Here is a 20,878-nt window from a genome sequence, read left to right on the forward strand (position 1 = left end):
CGCCGATGGTAGTTGGGGGCTTCCCCCTGTGAGAGTAGGACGCCGCCAAGCACTTAAAAAGACCAGCTTATATAAGCTGGTCTTTTTTTGTCGGAACTTCATTGATACAAACACCTAACCTTTCCTGACTACATATACTAATCTAACCTTCAAAAACATTCTTAATTTTGTATACAAATGTTGTTCTTTGGGCATACTGAAACCCATGGAGGTGGAATGGATGAGTAAGTCTAATCATGGGGAAACGTGTATCATTTGTGAGGAAAATAAAACCGAAGGCATTCACCTTTATACGAAATTTTTATGTTCGGATTGTGAGAAAAAGATTATATCTACATCAACATCAGATCCTGAGTACTCTGACTATGTCAAAAAATTAAAGAGTCTCCGGACACCGCCATTATATTCTTAGACCGTTTTAGGTCTTTTTTTTAAGCCTTTAAGTCTGTATGGATCAAAGGTATAATGAAAGTGATGAAGACACGGTTAAGGTGTCTTTTTTGCTATACACCATGATTTTCGAGCTGAAACTTTGTTTAGCCGATATCCGTATTAGAAAGTAGTATAAAGAAACGACCGATTTATCATAAAAAAAGAAATTTATATATTAGGAGTAGTGGTGTAATGAAACCGATTCTTCATTTTATGCTTCGTGCAACTGCTGCAAGTGCATTGTCCGTGCTCCTTTGGTTCACCAGCTTCTTCGCGCTTAACCAGACTTTTCTGCTGTCTACCGCTTATGCAGCCGGAACCTGGGTTGCCGTTTATCTTGGCGGGAAATGGTACGGAACCTATTTGTTTTTAAAAGAAAACCAGCTTACACGGCGGGAATATACCTATATAAAGCAAAATCTGCGGGAAGCTAAGCTGAAAATCGCCCGGTTAAGAAAAGCCTTGTTCGCAGTCAAAAACATTCAAACGATTAAACAAAATATAGAAATTCTCCGTATCGTCAGAAAAATTTACAGCATCACAAAGAACGAACCAAAGCGTTTTTACAAGGTTGAACGCTTTTATTATCAAAGCCTTGATTCAATTGTTGAACTGACGGAAAAGCATGCGTTTTTGGCGTCACAGCCAAAACGTAATGCGAAGATTGAAGTTTCTTTAAGCGAAACACGCATGATGATCGATAAGCTTGCCAAGCAATTGGAAGACGACCTTTATGACTTGCTGAAAACAGACATTGACCACTTGGAGTTTGAACTGGACGTCGCAAAGCATTCAATGAAAAAAGGCTGACGGAGGAAAGCTGAAAATGAGCGAATATAAACCATCGTTACACAAAACTGGCGCACAGCTTAAAATTGATGATTTGCTTTCCGATCCTTTTGGACAAGGAGAAAAGTCTGTTTCCGGCATGGAGGAAGAACACCGCGGGCAGCAAGTAAATCTGGTTGATACGTTATCCGAAGAAAAACGCCGGCAGGCATTCCAACTGGCCGAACAGATCGATCCAAAACAACATGACAGCATGACTCTGTATGGAACGCAAGCTCAATCCAAACTCTTGAATTTTTCACACGAGATGCTTGAGCACGTCCAAAAAAAAGATATTGGTGAAATTGGGCAGGTCTTAAGCGACCTAATGAAAAAGCTTGAACAGGTCAGCCCTGATGAATTGAAAACTGAAAAAAGGAACTTTTTTTCCCGTTTTTTCGGAAGAGTATCCCATTCTGTTCAAGAAGTCTTATCAAGGTATCAAAAAACCGGCGCCCAAATAGAAAGAATCAGCGTAAAACTTGAGCATTCCAAAAGCGCGCTGATCAATGATAATAAGATGCTCGAACGGCTGTATGAAAAAAATAAAGAATATTATGAAGCGCTGAATGTCTATATTGCAGCCGGTCAGCTGAAGCTTGAAGAATTAAAACATCAAACCATACCCGAATTAAAAGAGAAATCGAAAACAGAACATCATCATATGGCCGTTCAGGATGTAAATGATATGATTCAGTTTGCCGACCGGCTGGAAAAGCGGGTTTATGATTTAACATTGAGCAGACAAATTACACTGCAGAGCGCCCCGCAAATCCGTTTGATCCAACACACAAATCAAGTGCTGGCGGAAAAGATCCAATCATCGATTATGACAGCAATTCCTCTTTGGAAAAATCAGGTTGCTATTGCGCTTACTCTGTTGAGGCAGCGCCGAGCCGTAGAAGCTCAAAAAAAGGTTTCAGCCACAACAAACGAACTGCTCTTGAAAAATGCCGAGATGCTGAAGGCCAACACGATCGAAACTGCCAAGGAAAATGAGCGCGGCTTTATCGATATCGAAACATTGAAACAAGTGCAGGACAATCTGATCGGAACGCTTGAGGAGACGCTTAAAATTCAAGAAGAAGGCCGTTCAAAGCGCCTTCAGGCAGAAGAAGAAATAAGGGCAATGGAAGATGGTCTCAAGGCTAAGCTGCTGGACATGAAAGAAAACCAAAACCGTTTATCATAAGCAAGATAAACATTTACCAAAACGTCCGCCCTTTATGTAATCCGCCTTGAAGGGTATAATAAATGCAGAATGTCATACCGTCACCAGGGAGCACGAGGGTGACGAAGAAAATAGAGAAGATGACTAAAGGATCGGTTATATGAAGACACCTTTATATACAGCATTGGTGAACCATGCTGAAGGACATCATTATTCTTTTCACGTTCCGGGACATCACAATGGAGATGTCTTTTTTGATGAAGCGAAAACCTTTTTCGAAACGATTCTCAAAGTTGATCTAACTGAACTGACGGCTCTGGATGATTTGCATGAGCCATCAGGCGTCATCAAAGAAGCGCAGGATTTAGTTTCGCGGCTTTATGGCGCGGAAGAAAGTTTTTTTCTCGTCAATGGTTCGACCATCGGGAATCTGGCGATGATCATGGCTGTTTGTCAGCCGGGTGACACGATACTTGTTCAGCGGAACTGCCATAAGTCTGTATTTCATGCGATTGAACTTTCAGGCGCCCATCCGGTTTTTTTGACGCCGGAAATTGATGAGGCGATGGCCGTTCCCACACATATACTGTACGAAACGGCAAAAGATGCAATTTCACAATATCCGCACGCTAAAGGAATCGTGCTGACATATCCCAATTACTACGGACATGCTGTTGATCTGAAGCCGATCATAGAAGAGGCCCATCAACACGACATTCCCGTTCTAGTCGACGAGGCTCACGGCGCCCATTTTGTGCTGGGCCATCCATTTCCCCAGTCGTCGCTGAAAGCGGGCGCCGATGTTGTCGTTCAGTCTGCGCACAAAACGCTCCCGGCGATGACAATGGGATCTTATCTGCATATTAACAGCCGCAGGATGAACAGGGACAGACTGGCATATTATCTCTCTGTACTTCAAAGCAGCAGTCCTTCTTATCCAATCATGGCATCTTTGGATATAGCCAGGGCATACGCCGAAAATATCTTGAAAACAAATCGAACAGCCGATATTGAGAAAGAGCTCCTCAACATGAGAGAAGCCTTTTCTCAAATAAACGGAGCCGAGATCGTCGAGCCGGCTGAAGCCGGTATCCAGCAAGATCCGCTTAAGCTGTCTGTCAGATCAGCGTATGGCCACTCCGGTTTTGAACTGAAATCCATATTTGAAGCAAACGGCATCCATCCTGAATTGGCAGATGAAAGGCAAGTCCTGTTGATCCTGCCGCTTGAAGCAAAAAACAAGCCTGCGCCGGAACTGATCAGCACAATCAGCAAAGAAATCAAAGATACAGCTGTTCAACACGATCATCCTGCCGGAATCGGAATCCCTTCTGAAAAAGTCACAGCTTTGCCTTACCGGAAAAGCAAGTTGTCAGCCTTCAAAAAAGAATCGGTTCCTTTTACGGAAGCCGCGGGCAGAATAAGCGCGGAACCGGTCATACCGTACCCTCCGGGTATTCCGTTGATTATGGCGGGTGAGAGAATAACAAAAGAGACGATCAGCCGGCTGACGCGGCTCGTCGACCTGAATGTACACATTCAGGGCAGCAATCAGCTCAAACAAAAGCAATTAACTGTATATATAGAAGAGGAGAAATCATGAACGGATTATTTATTACTTTTGAAGGGCCTGAAGGTGCGGGGAAAACGACAATCCTTCAGGCTGCGGCAGACCAATTGACGAAAAACGGCTATTCTGTTCTCGCGACAAGAGAACCGGGCGGCATTGAAATATCTGAACGAATTCGCGAGGTTATTTTAAATCCAAGTCATACGGCTATGGACCCGAAAACAGAAGCCTTATTATATGCAGCCGCAAGAAGGCAGCACCTTGTCGAAAAAGTAAAACCGGCGCTTGAAAAAGGAAAAATCGTCTTATGCGACCGGTTCATCGACAGTTCACTTGCTTATCAGGGGTATGCCAGGGGACTCGGCATTGATGAAGTATTTTCTGTTAATCAATTTGCGATCGGCAATATGATGCCTAATATGACGATTTATTTCGACATCGACCCGGAAGAGGGAATGAAGCGGATCAATATAAATCATGCCAGAGAGAAGAACCGGCTTGATCTGGAAAAACTCCATTTTCATCAGCTTGTTCAAAAAGGCTATAAAGAAGTTATGAACCGGTTTCCCGGCCGATTTCGGATCGTGGATGCCAGTCAGAATGTTGAACATGTGTTAAAAAGGGTAAATAACATCATTAAGGAAGCATTAAAAGAAAATCAGTTGTGACCTGTTTACCATTCATTGTTATAATGGTAGCAAGAGTATCCTTAAGTGTTTCCATCCAAAAGGGGGCTTTTCATATGAAGTTAATTATCGCTGTTGTTCAAGACCAAGACAGCAATAGGCTTTTAAAGGCGTTAACCGATCACAATTTTCGCGTGACTAAACTGGCGTCAACCGGCGGCTTTTTGAAATCGGGAAACACAACCTTCATGTTGGGTGTAGATGATATTCGAGTAGACAAAGCTTTAAGCTTGATAAAAGAAAACGGAAGCAAGCGCGATCAGCTGATTGCCCCTGTTTCTCCAATGGGCGGAAATGCCGATTCATATGTTCCTTATCCCGTTGAAGTTGAAGTGGGCGGAGCAACCGTTTTTGTACTGCCGATCGAGCAATTCCATCAATTTTAAGGGTTGAGGATATGAAAATAAGTCAAGAACTGCGTACAATGATAGAGAAACAGCAGACTCCGCCTGCAAGAGGAGAAAACGTTTCTGCTTCATTTAAAGAGAAGATGAATATACAAAGCGGCAAGCTACGAGTTGAACAGTTGACAATGCTTTTAACAGATATTGAAGCGTTCGGAAAACGCTTATCAAAGTCGAGGAACTTCAAGGATTTGGCCAGATTCAAAGGCTTGATCAAACGATTTGTAAAAGAGACCGTTGAAAACGGGCTGACGGTGGAGAATTCAAGAAGCTTCGATCTGTACGGAAACAGCCGGACATTGAGCATTGTAAAAGAACTGGACGAAAAGCTTGTGCAATTAACAGAGGACCTGATGGACCAAGAAAAATCTTCTATCGAACTTTTAGAACAGATTGGCGAAATCAAGGGTTTACTGATAAACCTTTACACATAGAGAGTGATGGTATGGCTACAACCTGGACAGAAATGCAGAAGCTTCAGCCACGGGTCATGAAGCTTTTGCAAAATAGTATAGAAAGAAACCGGCTTGCCCATGCCTATTTATTTGAAGGGCGCAAAGGGACGGGCAAATTAGACGCGGCAACCCTTCTGGCAAAAAGCTTTTTTTGCCTTGAAGACGGGGCGGAGCCATGTGAGTCGTGCCGGAACTGCCAGCGGATTGAATCAGGAAACCATCCGGACGTTCACGTCGTGCATCCGGACGGACTTTCGATTAAAAAGGGACAAATTCAGGCGCTTCAGGAAGAGTTTTCAAAGACCGGTTTGGAATCGCATAAAAAGCTGTACATTATCTCCCATGCCGATCAAATGACGGTCAATGCGGCGAACAGCCTTCTGAAGTTTTTAGAGGAGCCGAGCAGCGATACAATCGCTGTTCTTTTAACGGAACAGCCGCAAAAATTGCTCGATACGATCATATCGAGATGCCAAGTTTTATCCTTTCAGTCGTTGCAGCCCGAATCAATTGAAAAGGAACTGATCAAACAAGAGGTCTCACCGAATATTGCTGCCCTTTTGTCGAATATGACAAACAATTTATCGGAAGCGCTCGAATTGAGTCGAAATGATCAGTTTGCAGAGTCGCGAGCGAAAGTGATAAAATTGTATGAAGTCTTACACCAGCGAAAAGGACATGCTTTTTTCTATATTCAAGATCAGTGGATGCCCTTTTTCAAGGAGAAAGACCACCAAGAAATGGGTCTTGATATGCTTTTATTTATATATCGCGACGTGTTGTCCATTCAGTTGGGACATGAAGATAAAATACTATTTCAGGACTTATTCCAATCATTAAAACAGCATGCGCTGCAAACAACACAACAAAGAGTGACAAACCAGATACTTGCTGTTTTAGAAGCAAAAAAACGGCTTTATTCCAATGTGAATGCTCAAGGATTAATGGAGCACTTGGTTTTAATGCTGCAGGAGGGATAAGCTTGTACAACGTTATTGGTGTCCGTTTTAAAAAAGCGGGCAAAATATATTATTTCGATCCGAACGGATTTCAGATAGATAAAGACAGCTGTGTGATCGTCGAAACGGTTCGCGGTGTTGAATACGGGCAGGTTGTCATCGCCAACAAGAAAGTAGACGAGAACGATGTCGTGCTGCCTTTAAGAAAAGTGATCAGAGTTGCGGATGAGCGCGACCGCCTGATCGTTGAAGAGAATCAAGAAGCTGCGCTGTCCGCCTTTGATGTCTGCCAGAAAAAGGTTAACGAGCACGGCCTTGAGATGAAGCTGGTCGATGTGGAATTCACTTTTGACCGCAACAAAGTCATTTTTTATTTTACGGCTGACGGAAGAGTCGATTTTAGAGAACTCGTCAAAGATTTGGCGTCAATCTTTAAAACGAGAATCGAACTGAGGCAAATCGGCGTCAGGGATGAAGCGAAGATGCTGGGCGGCATCGGACCGTGCGGAAGAATGCTTTGCTGTTCCACATTTTTAGGTGATTTTGAGCCCGTGTCTATTAAAATGGCAAAGGATCAAAATCTGTCGCTGAATCCGACGAAGATTTCCGGACTATGCGGACGGCTGATGTGCTGTCTGAAATATGAAAACGATGAATACGAAACAGCAAAAGAACAGCTTCCGGATATTGGGGAAGTGATCGCCACGTCCAACGGCCCGGCAAAAGTCGTCGGCTTGAATATTCTTGAACGCATTCTCCAAGTTGAACTGACAGACTGTGACAAAGTCGTTGAATATACGTGGGATGAGCTGTTGCAAGAAGGTGTCGTATCTGCACAAACCACAGATTAACGAGGTGTGAAACCTTGGATAAAAAAGAATTGTTTGATACAGTGATAAGTTTAGAAGAACAAATCGGGTCCCTTTACCGCCAGCTTGGAGATCTCAAGCAGCATATCGGGGAAATGATTGAAGAAAACAATCATTTACAGCTTGAAAACGAGCATTTGCGCAAGAGGCTGGAAGAAACGGATCAAAGGCTAAAAAACGCAAAATCCGATGAAAAAGAGATAAAAGCAGAAAAGACAGGGCATGCTGATATTGGAGAAGGCCATGATAATTTGGCGCGCCTGTATCAGGAGGGTTTCCATATTTGCAACATCCATTACGGAAGTGTTCGCAAAGAAGGAGACTGCCTGTTCTGCCTCTCGTTCTTAAATAAAAAATAAGAAAGGCTTCCGGCGGAACGGAAGCCTTTTTAACGGTACAATGTGTTTAGGAAAGGGAAAAGACATGATTCAATTAAAAGACGATGAACGACTGGATTATTTACTTGCAGAAGATATGAAAATCGTGCAAAGCCCGACAGTTTTTGCGTTTTCCTTAGACGCCGTTCTGCTGTCGAAATTTGCATATGTTCCGATACAAAAAGGAAACATCATTGATCTGTGCACAGGGAACGGGATTGTTCCGCTGCTTCTCAGCACCCGCACAAAAGCCGCCATCACCGGGGTGGAAATTCAGGAAAGGCTGTATGACATGGCTCTCCGCAGCGTGGAATACAACAACCTACAAAAACAGATTCATCTCATCAGGGACGACTTGAACAATATGCCGCAGGTGCTCGGATATAATAAAGCTGATGTCGTCACATGCAATCCTCCTTATTTCAAGACGCCGCAAAAAACGGAGCAAAACTTAAATGAACATCTGGCCATTGCCAGACATGAAATTTACTGCACGCTTGAAGACGTCGTTCGCGTCAGCAGCAAGCTGTTAAAGCAGGGCGGCAAACTCGCGCTCGTTCACCGGCCGGGGAGGCTGCTCGAAATCTTTGAATTGATGAAGGCCTTCCAAATCGAGCCGAAGCGCGTCCAGTTTGTTTACCCGAAAAAAAGTAAAGAGGCCAACACCATTTTAGTGGAAGGAATAAAAGACGGCCGGCCTGACCTGAAAATTCTGCCTCCTTTATTCGTATATGATGAACAAGATCAATATACACCTGAAATAAGGAAGATTTTATATGGAGACGAGTAGCCATTATTTTTACGTGCTTTCGTGCCGGGACGGTAGCTTGTACGCCGGCTATACAAACAATATCGAGAAGCGCCTGAAAACCCATAATGACGGGAAAGGTGCGAAGTATACGAGGGCAAGGCTGCCGGTAAAACTCCATTATGCAGAATGCTTTTCAACAAAGCGAGAGGCGATGCAGGCCGAATACTATTTTAAAAAATTATCGAGAAAGAACAAAGAACGTTATATAGAAGAAAAAAGACGGGAGGGTGTTGATTATCAACCGGCAAAAGAGCTTTGACCAAAAATCAGACATGGGCATGTTATATCTCGTTCCGACACCCATCGGCAATTTGGAGGATATGACATTTCGAGCGGTTTCTGTGTTGAAAGAGGCGGACATTATCGCTGCGGAGGATACGAGGCAGACGAAGAAATTGTGCCATGTATACGAAATCGAGACACAGCTTGTCAGCTACCATGAACACAATAAAGAAAGCAGCGGACACAAAATTTTGGAATGGCTGAAAGAAGGTAAAAATGTCGCGCTGGTCAGTGACGCCGGAATGCCGACAATATCTGACCCCGGGGCTGAAATCGTCCGCGATTTTATCGAAATGGGCGGCTATGTCGTGCCTTTGCCCGGTGCAAATGCTGCTTTGACCGCACTGATAGCCTCAGGCATTGCGCCGCAGCCGTTTTTCTTTTTCGGTTTTTTGGACCGTAACAAACGGGAAAGGAAAAAACAGCTCGAGGCTTTGAAAAACAGACACGAGACGATGATTTTTTACGAGTCCCCGCATCGGCTGAAAGAAACCTTGTCAGCCATCAGAGAGGTATTCGGCAACCGGCAAATCGCATTGACAAGGGAACTCACGAAAAAATTTGAAGAGTTTATCAGAGGTTCGATCGAAGAAGCACTCACATGGGCTGAACAGGAACAGGTGCGCGGAGAGTTTTGCCTTGTGATCGAGGGAAGCCGTGAAGAAACGATCGAAGAGTCGTTCTGGTGGGAGCACCTTTCAGAAAAAGAACATGTCGAGCATTATATCAGCGAAGGATATCATTCAAAAGAAGCCATTAAAAAAACCGCGGTAGACCGCGGCGTTCCGAAACGGAAAATTTATGACGCTTATCATATTCAAAACTAAAAAAACCGCCCTTGCTTCGGCAAGAGCGGTTTTTGTATAATCAAAATAATTATTTTTGAGATTGAAGTTGTGCTTGAATTTCGTTAATGATTTGCTCAGCGCCTTCAGGGCTAAGAACCAATTTACCGCCTGCAAGTTTAAGGTTGTCATCAGAAACTTCACCTGTAACTTGGCAAGTCATGTTTGGTTTATATTTTTTCAAGATGATTTTTTCGTCATCTACATAGATTTCAAGAGCGTCTTTTTCCGCGATTCCAAGCGTACGGCGAAGTTCGATCGGAATCACCACGCGTCCTAGCTCATCAACTTTACGTACAATACCTGTAGATTTCATATTCATTCTCCTCCCGAAAGATTGTTATTTTTATAGGTGTTTATTATCTTCGTCATTATTCGACAAAATCCTTACAGTCCTAGCATAACAAGGTTTCCAATAAACGTCAATCATTTTCTTTTCTATTGTTTGTAAAAATTAGATCATATAGTCAAAAGACCTTGGAAGAACTGATGTAACAAGGGAAATGAAGATGATAAAACAGTAGGATCAATCAAAAAAAAGCCCTTAAATCAAGACTTTCGAACTAAGGTTTTTCCTCATATCGATTATATACGACATTATTCGACAATGAAAGCATTTTTTTGTCGAAGTATAATATTTCTTTCTGTTAAAAAATTTGTAATCGACCGTATTCATGATGGATCGACAATGTATATTTTCTTGAACTTGAAGGCTAAGATGGTATCATATAAAGAGGGATTATATATTGAGTATATACTGAATGAATACACATGCCGCTCTCGTCCTTTGGGCGGGAGTTTTTTGACATTTTAATTGGGAGGTTCCATCATGCCGCAAGAAAAAAATACGTTTTACATCACTACACCCATTTATTACCCAAGTGGAAAGCTACATATTGGACATGCCTACACAACCGTTGCCGGTGATGCGATGGCTCGGTATAAAAGACTGAGAGGCTTTGATGTCAGGTACTTAACAGGTACAGATGAGCACGGACAAAAAATCCAGCAAACGGCGGAGAAGGAAAATATTACTCCGCAGGAATTGGTCGATCGTGCGGCAGAAGACATTCAGCAGCTTTGGAAAAAGCTCGACATATCCAATGACGATTTCATACGGACGACAGAGGAACGTCATAAAAACGTGATCGAAAAGGTTTTTCAGAAGCTGCTTGACAATGGTGATATATATCTTGATGAATATGAAGGCTGGTACAGCATACCTGACGAAACGTTTTACACCGAAACCCAGCTCGTTGATGTTGAGCGAAACGAAAAAGGCGAGGTAATCGGAGGAAAAAGTCCTGACAGCGGCCATCCCGTTGAGTTAATCAAAGAGGAATCTTACTTCTTCCGCATGGGAAAATATGCGGACCGGCTGCTCGCTTTCTATGAAGAAAATCCTGAATTCATTCAGCCTGAATCCCGCAAAAATGAAATGATCAACAACTTTATTAAACCGGGTCTTGAGGATTTGGCTGTTTCCCGGACGACGTTCGACTGGGGAATAAAAGTGCCCGGCAACCCGAAGCATGTCATCTATGTTTGGATAGACGCGCTGTTTAATTACATTACGGCACTTGGCTTTAATACGGCAAACGATGAAAATTATCAAAAATATTGGCCGGCAGACGTTCATCTTGTCGGTAAAGAGATCGTCCGTTTCCATACCATTTACTGGCCGATTATGCTGATGGCATTGGACCTTCCGCTGCCGAAAAAAGTTTTTGCCCACGGATGGCTGCTGATGAAAGACGGAAAAATGTCTAAATCAAAAGGAAATGTGGTCGATCCAGTCACATTAATCGACAAATACGGACTTGATGCATTGCGTTATTATCTTCTCCGCGAAGTGCCGTTCGGTTCTGACGGCGTATTTACACCGGAAGGATTTGTCGAGCGGATTAACTATGATTTAGCGAATGATTTAGGCAACCTGTTAAACAGAACGGTCGCCATGGTCAACAAATACTTTGACGGCCGGGTTCAGTCATACGAAGGCCCGGTTACCGCTTTTGACGAACAGTTGTCATCATTCTCACAAAAGACAATTGAAGCGTACGAACAGGCGATCGAAAATATGGAGTTTTCTGTAGCGCTTTCTTCATTGTGGCAGTTTGTCAGCAGAACGAATAAATACATTGACGAGACAGCCCCATGGGTACTGGCAAAAGATAAGGACAAAGAAAAAGATCTTCAATCGGTCATGTACCATTTGGCAGAGTCGTTGCGCATCACTGCTGTATTGCTGCAGCCGTTCTTAACACAGACGCCTGAAAAGATTTTTGCACAGCTCGGTGTTACGGATGCGTCATTGAAAACCTGGGACAGCATTAAAAGCTTCGGCCAGCTGAAATCGGTCAAAGTTCAAAAAGGAGAACCGTTGTTCCCGCGTCTTGAAGCGGAAGATGAAGTCGCTTATATCAAATCAAAAATGCAGGGAACGGCTCCAAAAGAAGAACCGAAACAAGAGGAAAAAGCAACTGAAAGGCTTCCGGAAATCACGATAGACGATTTTATGAGCACGGAGCTGAGAGTGGCTGAAGTCATCCATGCCGAACCCGTCAAAAAAGCGGACCGTCTGTTAAAGCTTCAGCTTGATTTGGGCTTTGAAAAACGCCAGGTCGTTTCAGGAATTGCCAAGCACTACAAACCTGAAGAGCTTGTCGGCCGGAAAGTCATTTGTGTAACAAACTTAAAACCGGTCAAACTAAGAGGAGAACTTTCTCAAGGCATGATATTGGCTGGAGAAGACAACGGCGTTCTGTCGCTTGCAGCGGTAGACAGTTCATTATCAAACGGAACGCGAATCAAATAAATGTTGGCAAAGGGTGTTCCACGTGTAACATTTCGTCGAACACCTTTTGTTTTTCGACAATATCTAAAAAAGGTGGCATTTTGATGTTATTTGATACACATGCACATTTAAATGCCGAGCAATTTAATGAGGATTTGGAAGAAGTCATTGCTCGGGCAAAGGAAGAAAAAGTGGAGCACATTGTTGTTGTGGGATTCGATCGTCCGACGATTAAGCGCGCAATGGAATTGATTGAAGCATACGATTTTATTTATGCTGCCATCGGGTGGCATCCGGTTGATGCAATTGATATGACCGATGAAGATTTGGCTTGGATCAAAGACCTCTCTGCCCATGAAAAAGTTGTGGCGATCGGTGAAATGGGACTTGATTATCATTGGGATAAGTCGCCGAAGGACGTTCAAAAAGAGGTGTTCAGAAAACAGATTGCTTTGGCAAAAGAAGTCGGCTTGCCAATCGTGATTCACAACCGTGATGCAACAGAGGATGTCGTTTCTATTTTGCGGGAAGAAGGGGCCGAGGAAGTCGGCGGGATCATGCACTGTTATACCGGAAGCGCCGAAATTGCACAAGAGTGCATAAATATGAATTTCTACCTATCTTTCGGCGGTCCCGTCACATTTAAAAATGCCAAAAAGCCGAAGGAAGTGGTCAAACAAATACCAAATGACCGACTTTTAATTGAGACGGACTGCCCGTATTTAACGCCGCATCCATACAGAGGAAAGCGGAATGAACCAAGCTATGTGAAGCTTGTCTCCGAACAGATTGCTGAATTGAAAGGGATGACTTATGAAGAAATAGCGGCCATCACCACAGAAAATGCAAAAAAACTTTTCGGCATCAGCTGACACGATTTGATATCGAGCCTTGTTCAAGCTTGTCTCTTCGGGGGACGGTTCTAAAAAGTTCTACATGTCTGTTTGCACTCATAGGATATCTTTGTCGACAAGTCTTTCTTTCTTTTATGAGGTGGTTTTCCCATAATAAAAGAGATGGCGGGCTTGCGGAGAAATAGAGAGGAGGGTTGACAGGCTTGTAGATACTCTATATAATCTCCCCGAGGAGAAGGAGGCGTTTTTCATCATACAAAAAATGAAAAAGCTGTTTTCCGTAAAGCTTAGCAAAAGCAGATGGATACTGATTGCTGCTGGACTGCTTGTCGCAGGAAGCGGAACTGCTTACGGAGCACATGAGCTCGCTAAACAGCAAGTCACCATTTCGATAAACGGGAAAAAGCAGGATGTTCGCACGAATGCGGAAACCGTAGGTGAACTGCTGAAAAGCTTAGACATCGAGACGAGGAAAGAAGATCACATCTCTCCCGCTGAAGATACAAAATTAACGGCGAACACGAATGTTGAGTATGTTGCCGCAAAACCTGTTCATTTCGCGGTCGACGGACAGGAAAAAGAAATCTGGACAACAGCGGGTACTGTCGGCAAACTGCTGAAAGATTTAAATCTAGAGTTGGCGGAACACGATCAAATTGAACCCTCAGTTGATAAAGAAATAACGAAAGACATGAAGCTGACTTTGCAAAGGGCTTTTAAAGTAACCGTAAAGGATGCCGGTAAAGATAAAGATATATGGACGACTTCGACTACGGTCGCTGACTTTTTAAAACATCATAAGATCAGCATAAAAGGCGATGATGAAGTTAAGCCTGCGCTTGATAAAAAGCTGACAAAAGATCAGGCGATTCACATTACTCGTATCAAAAAAGTCACCGATGTAGTGGAAGAGAACATCCCTTTTGAAGTCCGCAAAAAAGAGGACGATTCACTTGAAAAAGGGAAAGAAAAAGTTGTACGGGACGGTAAACATGGCAAGCTTAAAAAGCACTATGCCGTTGTTATGAAAAACGGCAAGGAAGTTTCCAGAGAACTGGTTAAAGAGGAAACAGCCGCTGAAAGCAAAGCCAAAATTATTGCTGTCGGTACAAAGCAAGCCGCAGTGGCTACAGTCAGCGCGAATGTATCGCGCGGAAATCAATCCTCAGGAAAAGAATTTTATGTATCCTCTACAGCTTATACGGCAAGCTGCAACGGATGCTCTGGCCACACTGCGACCGGCGTTAACTTGAAAAATAATCCGGGTGCTAAAGTGATCGCTGTCGATCCGAGCGTCATTCCGCTGGGTTCTAAAGTACATGTAGAAGGATATGGCTACGCGGTTGCAGCCGATACAGGCTCAGCCATCAAAGGCCGTAAAATCGATGTATTCTTTCCGAGTAAGTCTACAGCTTACCGCTGGGGTAACAAAAGAGTTAAAATCAAGGTGTTGAACTAAATATCATTTATTACGCTTCTTATATAAGCAGAGGGATTTTGCGCCCTTTGTTTTTTTGGTTATAATAGATCCATCTTGTTTTCTAATTAATTAGACGGTTTTATTACAAAAAGGTTTCAATAATTTTAAAAATGTAATAAAAGGTTTTTCACTATACGGAGGAAGAAATGAAGATTAAAGAAATCATTGTTGTCGAAGGCCGTGATGACACAGCAAAAATCAAATCGGCTGTTGATGCTGATACGATTGAAACGAACGGATCTGCCATAGGGGAAGACGTCATCAAACGGATTCGGCTTGCCCAGGAAACGCGCGGGGTCATTATTTTAACCGATCCTGATTTCCCGGGGGAAAAAATCAGAAAAACGATTGCAGAAAAAGTCCCCGGCTGCAAGCATGCATTTTTACCCAAGCATTTGGCAAAGCCTAAAAATAAGCGCGGAATCGGTGTTGAACATGCTTCGCTTGAGGCAATCCGCGAATGCTTAAAAACCGTTCAGGAGGAAATGGAGGCGACGGAACCTGAGATTGAGGCTCGGGATTTAATCGAAGCCGGCCTGATCGGGGGCCCTCTGGCAAAACAAAGGCGGGAGCGGCTCGGCGAGATATTGAATATCGGCTATACAAATGGGAAACAGCTTCAAAAGCGGCTGCAAATGTTTCAGATCAAAAAGAGTGATTATTTAAGCGCACTGGATGTTGTGCTGCGGGAGGAAGAGCATGAATAAAGATATCGCCACCCCAATTAGAACTAAGGAAATTCTCAATAAATACGGATTTTCATTCAAAAAAAGCCTGGGGCAGAACTTCTTGATTGATACGAACATATTGGACAGAATTGTCGACCATGCGGGAGTGACGGAGCGTACCGGCGTGATTGAAATCGGTCCGGGGATCGGGGCATTGACCGAGCAGCTGGCAAAGCGTGCGAAGAAAGTGACGGCCTTCGAAATCGACCAAAGGCTCCTGCCGATTTTAAAAGATACGCTTTCTCCGTATGATAATGTGACTGTCATTCACCAGGATGTCCTGAAAGCCGATGTCCGGGCGGTAATGGACGAGCAGTTTCAAGACTGCGATGAGGTGATGGTTGTCGCCAACCTCCCGTATTACGTCACGACTCCGATCATCATGAAGCTTTTAGAAGAAAATCTGCCGCTGAAAGGGATCGTCGTCATGCTTCAAAAAGAGGTGGCGGACCGAATGGCTGCGAAACCTTCTACAAAGGAATACGGGTCCCTTTCCATCGCGGTTCAGTTTTATACCGAAGCCAAAACGGTCATGAATGTGCCAAAGACTGTATTTGTCCCTCAGCCTAACGTGGATTCCGCGGTCATCAGGCTGACGCTGAGGGGAGAACCGGCTGTCGCGGTTCAAGATGAAGCCTTTTTCTTTCAAGTCGTAAAATCCAGCTTTGCACAGCGCCGAAAAACGCTTTTCAACAACCTCGTTAACAACCTGCCGAATGGCAAAGAGAATAAATCAAAAATTGAAAGAGCGCTTCAGGATTCACAAATCGACGGAAAACGACGCGGAGAATCGCTGAGCATTGAAGAGTTCGCCGTCTTATCTGACCGCTTGAGAGCAGTCCTTCTTTAATGGAGGGCTTTTTTTATTTGAAGCCGGGCTTTAAGCCTGATCAGGCTTGTCATCCGTTCACCACTTGAAGGGCGGGCACATAGGCTAAAGAAGCACCTTTACTTTTCATTGCTTTATATTCATCAGGATGGGGCTTAGTCTATGTGTGGAGTGAAAAGCATGCAATTTAAAATAGGCGATATGGTCGTCAGAAAATCTTATCGAAGAGATATCTTATTTCGAATTATACGAATTGATCAATCGGCAAATGGAGAACCTGTGGCCGTTTTGCACGGAGATGAGGTCAGATTAATCGCTGACGCATATTTAACGGACTTGGAGATGGTCCGCGAGGCTGAGCGGCAGATGAGAAAGCGGGAAGAAGAATCGAGAATGAAGGAATCCCTCGATCTTCTCCGCCAGGATTACAAACTCCTTCACAATAAACATGAGTACCGCGCCACAAACCAATATAACAATCAACAGCAGTACTTTCATATGCCTGGAAGAGTCCTTCATTTAGACGGGGATTCGGCTTATTTAAAAAAATGTCTGGCGCTCTATGAAAAGATCGGGGTTCCTGTATACGGCATTCATTGTTATGAAAAGAAAATGTCATCGGTCATCGAGGAACTGATCGATGAGTACCGCCCGGATCTTCTCGTCATCACCGGACACGATGCCTATTCTAAGCAGAAGGGTGATATTAACAATCTGGATGCCTACAGGCATTCAAAAGATTTTATCGAAACCGTTCAAAAAGCGAGAAAAAAAATTCCCCATCTTGATCAGCTTGTCATTTTTGCAGGCGCATGCCAGTCCCATTTTGAATCACTGATCAGAGCCGGTGCAAATTTTGCAAGCTCTCCGTCAAGAGTCAACATCCATGCGCTTGATCCGGTCTATATAGTCGCAAAAATCAGCTTCACTCCGTTTATGGACCGCATTAACGTCTGGGAAGTGCTCAGAAACACCCTGACGAGGGAAAAGGGACTCGGAGGCATTGAGACGCGAGGCGTATTGAGAATCGGAATGCCATATAAAACAAAAGAAAACGATTAAACGAGCCCGCCGGATGGCGGGTTTTTGCCATACAGCCGAATGTTTTTACCTTTTTTTAAAAAAACATACATAATGAAACGAAAAATGAGGAAAATAAGGGAAAGTCGGCGTATAATTTGTCACAAATATTTTATTGACAGAGGCTTATGAACGTTGATATAATTTAAATTTTATTTGACAAAAATGGGCTTCTGGTGTATACTGAATATAGTGAGGTGGATGCAATGGCGAAAACGTTGTCCGATATTAAAAGATCGCTTGATGGACATTTGGGAAAAAGGCTGACGTTAAAAGCAAACGGTGGCCGCCGAAAAACGATTGAGCGTTCGGGCATTTTAGCTGAGACGTACCCTTCTGTTTTTGTGATACAACTAGACCAAGACGAGAATTCGTTTGAAAGAGTTTCATACAGTTATGCGGATATTCTTACTGAGACGGTTGAATTGAGATTTTCTGATGATAAAACCAGCTCAGTAGCCCTTTAATAAGCAGCGGACTTTATGTTTGCTGCTTTTTGTTTTGCCTTTTTTTATCCAGAATTTTTCGGGGAAGTTCTGCCCAAATCGAGCAAAGCTAATACATGTCACTTGTTTTATGATGAGTCAGACGGATGGTATGATACTTGAAAGGGGCTGTTTCGCATGGGCAGACGTCGAAGCATCATGTCAGAGGAATTCAAAAATGAATTGGCTAAGGATCTTGGATTTTACGACACGGTAAAAACCGAGGGCTGGGGCGGAATTCGGGCCAGAGACGCCGGTAACATGGTGAAGAGGGCCATTGAATTAGCCGAACAGCATATGGCTCAAAACCAGCAAAATCATTAAAACAGTGACATACGGAGGGCGCTTCTGTCCTCCGTTTTTTTCATTGATCTGCATTCAGCCGATCAGGTGCTGCAAACGCCTTGAGGATTCGCTGAAGGGGGCAATCGCGATCTGCGGGAATGACCGCATGCTAAGAGCGCGGCGTCTTGCACGGGCGCATGCATTTGTACTTGTAAGGATGACCGCATGCTAAAGGCGCGGCGTCCTGCGCGGGCGCATGCATTTGTACGTCCTGTACTTCAAAATATGTTACAATGTGGATACTTATGTTTAGATGGAGAAGTAGGTGAATGGATTGCGTATTTTAGAGAAGGCGCCGGCTAAAATTAATTTGTCGCTCGACGTTCGCCGCAAACGTCCAGATGGGTATCATGAAGTAGAGATGGTCATGACGACAATTGATTTGGCGGATCGGATTGAATTAACCGAGCTGGCAGAAGATAAAGTAACGGTTTCCTCGCATAACCGCTTTGTTCCCGACGATCAGCGAAACCTTGCTTATCAGGCTGCAATGCTCATGAAAGAACGATACGGCATTAAAAAAGGTGTTTCTATATTTATTACGAAAGTGATTCCCGTTGCTGCGGGGCTTGCGGGAGGAAGCAGCGATGCGGCTGCCGTCTTCAGAGGGCTGAACCGGCTGTGGGATTTGAAGCTTTCGATGAATGAACTGGCTGAGCTTGGCGCTGAGATCGGATCTGATGTCTCCTTTTGCGTACATGGAGGAACGGCTCTTGCAACGGGAAGAGGAGAGAAAATCCGTCATATCGAGACTCCGCCGCACTGCTGGGTTGTGCTGGCAAAGCCGACGATCGGCGTATCAACTGCAGAAGTGTACAAGCAGCTGAAAGTCGATGAGATTGAACATCCGGATGTTCAAGGTATGATTTCTGCGATCGAAGAGAAGAATTTTCAAAAAATGTGCGACAAACTCGGCAATGTTCTCGAATCTGTTACATTGAATATGCATCCCGAAGTCGCGATGATCAAAAATCAAATGAAGCGGTTTGGCGCCGATGCTGTGCTGATGAGCGGGAGCGGCCCCACTGTGTTCGGATTGGTTCAATACGAATCAAAAGTACAAAGAATCTATAACGGATTAAGAGGGTTTTGCGATCAGGTTTATGCGGTGCGGATGATCGGAGAACAAAATGAACTTGATTAAATCCGTATGTTAAGTTATATTATTTTTAAAAATATTCGGATTTTGGAGGTAAGTGCATGAAGTTTCGTCGAAGCGGCAGATTGGTGGATCTGACAAATTATTTGTTGACCCATCCGCATGTCTTAGTGCCATTAACCTTCTTTTCAGAACGGTATCAATCTGCTAAATCATCCATTAGTGAAGATTTAACCATTATTAAGCAGACCTTCGAGCAGCAGGGGATCGGGACGCTTCAGACCGTGCCGGGAGCAGCAGGCGGCGTTAAATACATTCCAAAGGTAAAACGCGATGAAGCGGAGGAATTTGTAAAGTCGCTCGGTGAGTCATTGATCGATTCGGAACGGATATTGCCCGGCGGATATTTGTATTTAACCGATATCCTTGGCAAGCCCTCTGTATTAACGAAGGCCGGCAAGATTTTTGCTTCAGCTTTTTCAGACAGGGAGATCGATGTCGTGATGACGGTGGCGACAAAAGGAATTCCTCTGGCATATGCGGTAGCCAGCTACCTTGATGTGCCGACGGTGGTCGTCAGAAAAGACAATAAGGTAACTGAAGGTTCAACGGTCAGCATTAACTATGTGTCTGGATCTTCCAACCGCATTCAGACGATGTCTCTTGCAAAACGCAACTTGCAGACGGGCTCGCGCGTTTTGATTATAGACGACTTTATGAAAGCGGGAGGAACGATCAACGGTATGATCAATCTTCTCGAGGAATTCAATGCCCATGTAGCAGGCATCGGTGTTCTTGTGGAGGCTCAGGGAGTCAAGGAGCGGCTGGTCGATGAGTACATGTCCCTTTTGACTCTTTCTGAAATTGATATGAAGGAAAAAAAGGTGGAAATCCAAAACGGAAACTTTCAGCGTTTTTTTGCAGACAATGAATAGGAAATGGGGAGTTTGAGATGACAAAGGTTGTTCAGACAAAAGAAGCACCGGCGGCGATCGGACCGTATTCACAAGGAATTGTTGTCAATAATATGTTTTACAGTTCAGGGCAAATTCCACTGACCCCGTCGGGTGAAATGGTGACTGGAGACATCACAGAACAGACGCATCAAGTTTTCCGCAATTTAAAAGCCGTGCTGAAAGAAGCGAACGCCTCTCTGGAGACTGTCGTCAAAGCAACTGTGTTTTTGGCGGATATGAATCAGTTCGCAGAGGTGAATGAAGTTTACGGACAGTACTTCGATACCCACAAACCGGCGAGATCATGTGTTGAGGTGGCAAGGCTGCCGAAAGACGCGCTCGTTGAAATAGAAGTCGTCGCATTAGTAAAATAGAAAAAACTCCGAAAAGATGGTTTTGGTCTCCAAAATCATCTTTTTTGTTTGGAAAATTTGTCAATTCAGTGTTTTTTTATCCCAATATTACAAAAATATTTTTAATTATGCAGGAAAACAAAAAAAACCGTTGAATAGTTACACTAATGTTTTTATATTGGG

General features: G+C 43.8%; 24 protein-coding genes and 1 pseudogene. 24 read left to right on the forward strand and 1 reads right to left on the reverse strand.

The features are described from left to right. Positions 1 to 220 precede the first annotated feature (220 nt). From ACH97_RS23080 to rsmI, 13 genes are all read left to right on the forward strand, one after another. On the forward strand, positions 221 to 412 hold the full coding sequence (locus tag ACH97_RS23080; RefSeq protein WP_020449787.1) for a sigma factor G inhibitor Gin: 192 nt from the start codon (positions 221 to 223) through the stop codon (positions 410 to 412). A 212-nt stretch (positions 413 to 624) separates the two neighbouring features. After that, positions 625 to 1,242, forward strand: a complete 618-nt coding sequence (locus tag ACH97_RS16555; RefSeq protein ID WP_020449788.1) for a 5-bromo-4-chloroindolyl phosphate hydrolysis family protein — start codon at positions 625 to 627, stop codon at positions 1,240 to 1,242. A 16-nt stretch (positions 1,243 to 1,258) separates the two neighbouring features. Further along, a complete protein-coding gene (locus ACH97_RS16560; protein ID WP_020449789.1) occupies positions 1,259 to 2,452 on the forward strand; it encodes a toxic anion resistance protein in 1,194 nt (397 codons plus the stop codon). Positions 2,453 to 2,591: 139 nt separating this feature from the next. Further along, the gene (locus tag ACH97_RS16565) at positions 2,592 to 4,034 is read left to right on the forward strand and encodes an aminotransferase class I/II-fold pyridoxal phosphate-dependent enzyme (RefSeq protein WP_020449790.1); all 1,443 of its coding nucleotides are present in this window, start codon (positions 2,592 to 2,594) and stop codon (positions 4,032 to 4,034) included. After that, positions 4,031 to 4,669, forward strand: coding sequence for a dTMP kinase (gene tmk, locus ACH97_RS16570; protein WP_020449791.1), 639 nt, complete (start codon positions 4,031 to 4,033; stop codon positions 4,667 to 4,669). Before ACH97_RS16565 ends, tmk begins: the two co-directional genes overlap by 4 nt. Before the next feature lie 74 nt (positions 4,670 to 4,743). Then, a complete protein-coding gene (locus ACH97_RS16575) occupies positions 4,744 to 5,073 on the forward strand; it encodes a cyclic-di-AMP receptor (RefSeq protein WP_003178156.1) in 330 nt (109 codons plus the stop codon). Positions 5,074 to 5,084: 11 nt separating this feature from the next. Next, positions 5,085 to 5,525: a YaaR family protein gene (locus ACH97_RS16580; RefSeq protein WP_020449792.1), complete on the forward strand. Its 441-nt coding sequence runs from the start codon at positions 5,085 to 5,087 to the stop codon at positions 5,523 to 5,525. Positions 5,526 to 5,536: 11 nt separating this feature from the next. Further along, on the forward strand, positions 5,537 to 6,526 hold the full coding sequence (gene holB / locus ACH97_RS16585) for a DNA polymerase III subunit delta' (RefSeq protein WP_020449793.1): 990 nt from the start codon (positions 5,537 to 5,539) through the stop codon (positions 6,524 to 6,526). 2 nt (positions 6,527 to 6,528) lie between these two features. After that, positions 6,529 to 7,356, forward strand: a complete 828-nt coding sequence (ricT, locus tag ACH97_RS16590) for a competence/sporulation regulator complex protein RicT (protein ID WP_020449794.1) — start codon at positions 6,529 to 6,531, stop codon at positions 7,354 to 7,356. A gap of 14 nt (positions 7,357 to 7,370) precedes the next feature. Then, on the forward strand, positions 7,371 to 7,733 hold the full coding sequence (gene yabA, locus ACH97_RS16595) for a DNA replication initiation control protein YabA (RefSeq protein ID WP_020449795.1): 363 nt from the start codon (positions 7,371 to 7,373) through the stop codon (positions 7,731 to 7,733). A gap of 64 nt (positions 7,734 to 7,797) precedes the next feature. Continuing rightward, positions 7,798 to 8,541, forward strand: a complete 744-nt coding sequence (locus ACH97_RS16600; protein WP_020449796.1) for a tRNA1(Val) (adenine(37)-N6)-methyltransferase — start codon at positions 7,798 to 7,800, stop codon at positions 8,539 to 8,541. After that, positions 8,528 to 8,821, forward strand: a complete 294-nt coding sequence (locus tag ACH97_RS16605; RefSeq protein ID WP_020449797.1) for a GIY-YIG nuclease family protein — start codon at positions 8,528 to 8,530, stop codon at positions 8,819 to 8,821. Before ACH97_RS16600 ends, ACH97_RS16605 begins: the two co-directional genes overlap by 14 nt. Continuing rightward, entirely contained in the window at positions 8,796 to 9,671 is an 876-nt protein-coding gene (gene rsmI, locus ACH97_RS16610) for a 16S rRNA (cytidine(1402)-2'-O)-methyltransferase (RefSeq protein ID WP_041817399.1), read from the forward strand. Before ACH97_RS16605 ends, rsmI begins: the two co-directional genes overlap by 26 nt. 49 nt (positions 9,672 to 9,720) lie before the next feature. Here the strand turns inward: rsmI and ACH97_RS16615 are convergent, their stop codons facing one another. Next, a complete protein-coding gene (locus ACH97_RS16615) occupies positions 9,721 to 10,011 on the reverse strand; it encodes an AbrB/MazE/SpoVT family DNA-binding domain-containing protein (protein ID WP_085959887.1) in 291 nt (96 codons plus the stop codon). 507 nt (positions 10,012 to 10,518) lie between these two features. Between ACH97_RS16615 and metG the strand changes: the two genes are divergently transcribed. The 11 genes and pseudogenes from metG to ridA all read left to right on the forward strand — a co-directional run bounded on the left by metG (position 10,519) and on the right by ridA (position 20,716). Next, on the forward strand, positions 10,519 to 12,507 hold the full coding sequence (metG, locus tag ACH97_RS16620; RefSeq protein WP_020449799.1) for a methionine--tRNA ligase: 1,989 nt from the start codon (positions 10,519 to 10,521) through the stop codon (positions 12,505 to 12,507). A gap of 83 nt (positions 12,508 to 12,590) precedes the next feature. Continuing rightward, complete coding sequence (locus tag ACH97_RS16625; protein ID WP_048350204.1) at positions 12,591 to 13,358, forward strand: TatD family hydrolase; 768 nt, start codon at positions 12,591 to 12,593, stop codon at positions 13,356 to 13,358. 244 nt (positions 13,359 to 13,602) lie between these two features. Beyond that, complete coding sequence (locus tag ACH97_RS16630; RefSeq protein ID WP_020449801.1) at positions 13,603 to 14,799, forward strand: G5 and 3D domain-containing protein; 1,197 nt, start codon at positions 13,603 to 13,605, stop codon at positions 14,797 to 14,799. Between the two features lie 167 nt (positions 14,800 to 14,966). Next, on the forward strand, positions 14,967 to 15,527 hold the full coding sequence (gene rnmV / locus ACH97_RS16635; protein WP_020449802.1) for a ribonuclease M5: 561 nt from the start codon (positions 14,967 to 14,969) through the stop codon (positions 15,525 to 15,527). Beyond that, positions 15,520 to 16,398: a 16S rRNA (adenine(1518)-N(6)/adenine(1519)-N(6))-dimethyltransferase RsmA gene (gene rsmA / locus ACH97_RS16640; protein ID WP_020449803.1), complete on the forward strand. Its 879-nt coding sequence runs from the start codon at positions 15,520 to 15,522 to the stop codon at positions 16,396 to 16,398. The genes rnmV and rsmA overlap by 8 nt, the downstream gene beginning before the upstream one ends. Before the next feature lie 159 nt (positions 16,399 to 16,557). Continuing rightward, complete coding sequence (gene yabG / locus ACH97_RS16645; RefSeq protein ID WP_023855980.1) at positions 16,558 to 17,439, forward strand: sporulation peptidase YabG; 882 nt, start codon at positions 16,558 to 16,560, stop codon at positions 17,437 to 17,439. A 224-nt stretch (positions 17,440 to 17,663) separates the two neighbouring features. Further along, positions 17,664 to 17,924, forward strand: coding sequence for a biofilm formation stimulator Veg (gene veg, locus ACH97_RS16650; RefSeq protein ID WP_003178187.1), 261 nt, complete (start codon positions 17,664 to 17,666; stop codon positions 17,922 to 17,924). 156 nt (positions 17,925 to 18,080) lie between these two features. Further along, positions 18,081 to 18,266 carry a small, acid-soluble spore protein, alpha/beta type gene (locus ACH97_RS16655; RefSeq protein WP_003178189.1) on the forward strand — a complete coding sequence of 62 codons (186 nt, stop codon included), beginning with the start codon at positions 18,081 to 18,083 and terminating at the stop codon, positions 18,264 to 18,266. Positions 18,267 to 18,561: 295 nt separating this feature from the next. Then, on the forward strand, positions 18,562 to 19,431 hold the full coding sequence (gene ispE / locus ACH97_RS16660) for a 4-(cytidine 5'-diphospho)-2-C-methyl-D-erythritol kinase (RefSeq protein WP_025809574.1): 870 nt from the start codon (positions 18,562 to 18,564) through the stop codon (positions 19,429 to 19,431). Between the two features lie 56 nt (positions 19,432 to 19,487). After that, positions 19,488 to 20,341, forward strand: a pseudogene (purR, locus tag ACH97_RS16665) (pur operon repressor); the annotation flags it as partial. Beyond that, positions 20,339 to 20,716: a 2-iminobutanoate/2-iminopropanoate deaminase gene (ridA, locus tag ACH97_RS16670; protein ID WP_020449807.1), complete on the forward strand. Its 378-nt coding sequence runs from the start codon at positions 20,339 to 20,341 to the stop codon at positions 20,714 to 20,716. The pseudogene purR and the gene ridA, both read left to right, overlap by 3 nt. The last annotated feature ends 162 nt before the right edge of the window (positions 20,717 to 20,878 follow it).

The sequence above is a fragment of the Bacillus paralicheniformis genome, assembly GCF_001042485.2.
Classification (GTDB): Bacteria; Bacillota; Bacilli; order Bacillales; family Bacillaceae; genus Bacillus; species Bacillus paralicheniformis.

What these genes read in the sequence shown, in the direction of transcription:
- ACH97_RS23080 (WP_020449787.1), top strand. Translation starts at nt 221, where the DNA reads ATGAGTAAGTCTAATCATGGGGAAACGTGTATCATTTGTGAGGAAAAT.
- ACH97_RS16555 (WP_020449788.1), top strand. Translation starts at nt 625, where the DNA reads ATGAAACCGATTCTTCATTTTATGCTTCGTGCAACTGCTGCAAGTGCA.
- ACH97_RS16560 (WP_020449789.1), top strand. Translation starts at nt 1,259, where the DNA reads ATGAGCGAATATAAACCATCGTTACACAAAACTGGCGCACAGCTTAAA.
- ACH97_RS16565 (WP_020449790.1), top strand. Translation starts at nt 2,592, where the DNA reads ATGAAGACACCTTTATATACAGCATTGGTGAACCATGCTGAAGGACAT.
- tmk (WP_020449791.1), top strand. Translation starts at nt 4,031, where the DNA reads ATGAACGGATTATTTATTACTTTTGAAGGGCCTGAAGGTGCGGGGAAA.
- ACH97_RS16575 (WP_003178156.1), top strand. Translation starts at nt 4,744, where the DNA reads ATGAAGTTAATTATCGCTGTTGTTCAAGACCAAGACAGCAATAGGCTT.
- ACH97_RS16580 (WP_020449792.1), top strand. Translation starts at nt 5,085, where the DNA reads ATGAAAATAAGTCAAGAACTGCGTACAATGATAGAGAAACAGCAGACT.
- holB (WP_020449793.1), top strand. Translation starts at nt 5,537, where the DNA reads ATGGCTACAACCTGGACAGAAATGCAGAAGCTTCAGCCACGGGTCATG.
- ACH97_RS16600 (WP_020449796.1), top strand. Translation starts at nt 7,798, where the DNA reads ATGATTCAATTAAAAGACGATGAACGACTGGATTATTTACTTGCAGAA.
- ACH97_RS16605 (WP_020449797.1), top strand. Translation starts at nt 8,528, where the DNA reads ATGGAGACGAGTAGCCATTATTTTTACGTGCTTTCGTGCCGGGACGGT.
- ACH97_RS16615 (WP_085959887.1), bottom strand. Translation starts at nt 10,011, where the DNA reads ATGAATATGAAATCTACAGGTATTGTACGTAAAGTTGATGAGCTAGGA.
- metG (WP_020449799.1), top strand. Translation starts at nt 10,519, where the DNA reads ATGCCGCAAGAAAAAAATACGTTTTACATCACTACACCCATTTATTAC.
- ACH97_RS16625 (WP_048350204.1), top strand. Translation starts at nt 12,591, where the DNA reads ATGTTATTTGATACACATGCACATTTAAATGCCGAGCAATTTAATGAG.
- ACH97_RS16630 (WP_020449801.1), top strand. Translation starts at nt 13,603, where the DNA reads ATGAAAAAGCTGTTTTCCGTAAAGCTTAGCAAAAGCAGATGGATACTG.
- rnmV (WP_020449802.1), top strand. Translation starts at nt 14,967, where the DNA reads ATGAAGATTAAAGAAATCATTGTTGTCGAAGGCCGTGATGACACAGCA.
- rsmA (WP_020449803.1), top strand. Translation starts at nt 15,520, where the DNA reads ATGAATAAAGATATCGCCACCCCAATTAGAACTAAGGAAATTCTCAAT.
- yabG (WP_023855980.1), top strand. Translation starts at nt 16,558, where the DNA reads ATGCAATTTAAAATAGGCGATATGGTCGTCAGAAAATCTTATCGAAGA.
- veg (WP_003178187.1), top strand. Translation starts at nt 17,664, where the DNA reads ATGGCGAAAACGTTGTCCGATATTAAAAGATCGCTTGATGGACATTTG.
- ACH97_RS16655 (WP_003178189.1), top strand. Translation starts at nt 18,081, where the DNA reads ATGGGCAGACGTCGAAGCATCATGTCAGAGGAATTCAAAAATGAATTG.
- ridA (WP_020449807.1), top strand. Translation starts at nt 20,339, where the DNA reads ATGACAAAGGTTGTTCAGACAAAAGAAGCACCGGCGGCGATCGGACCG.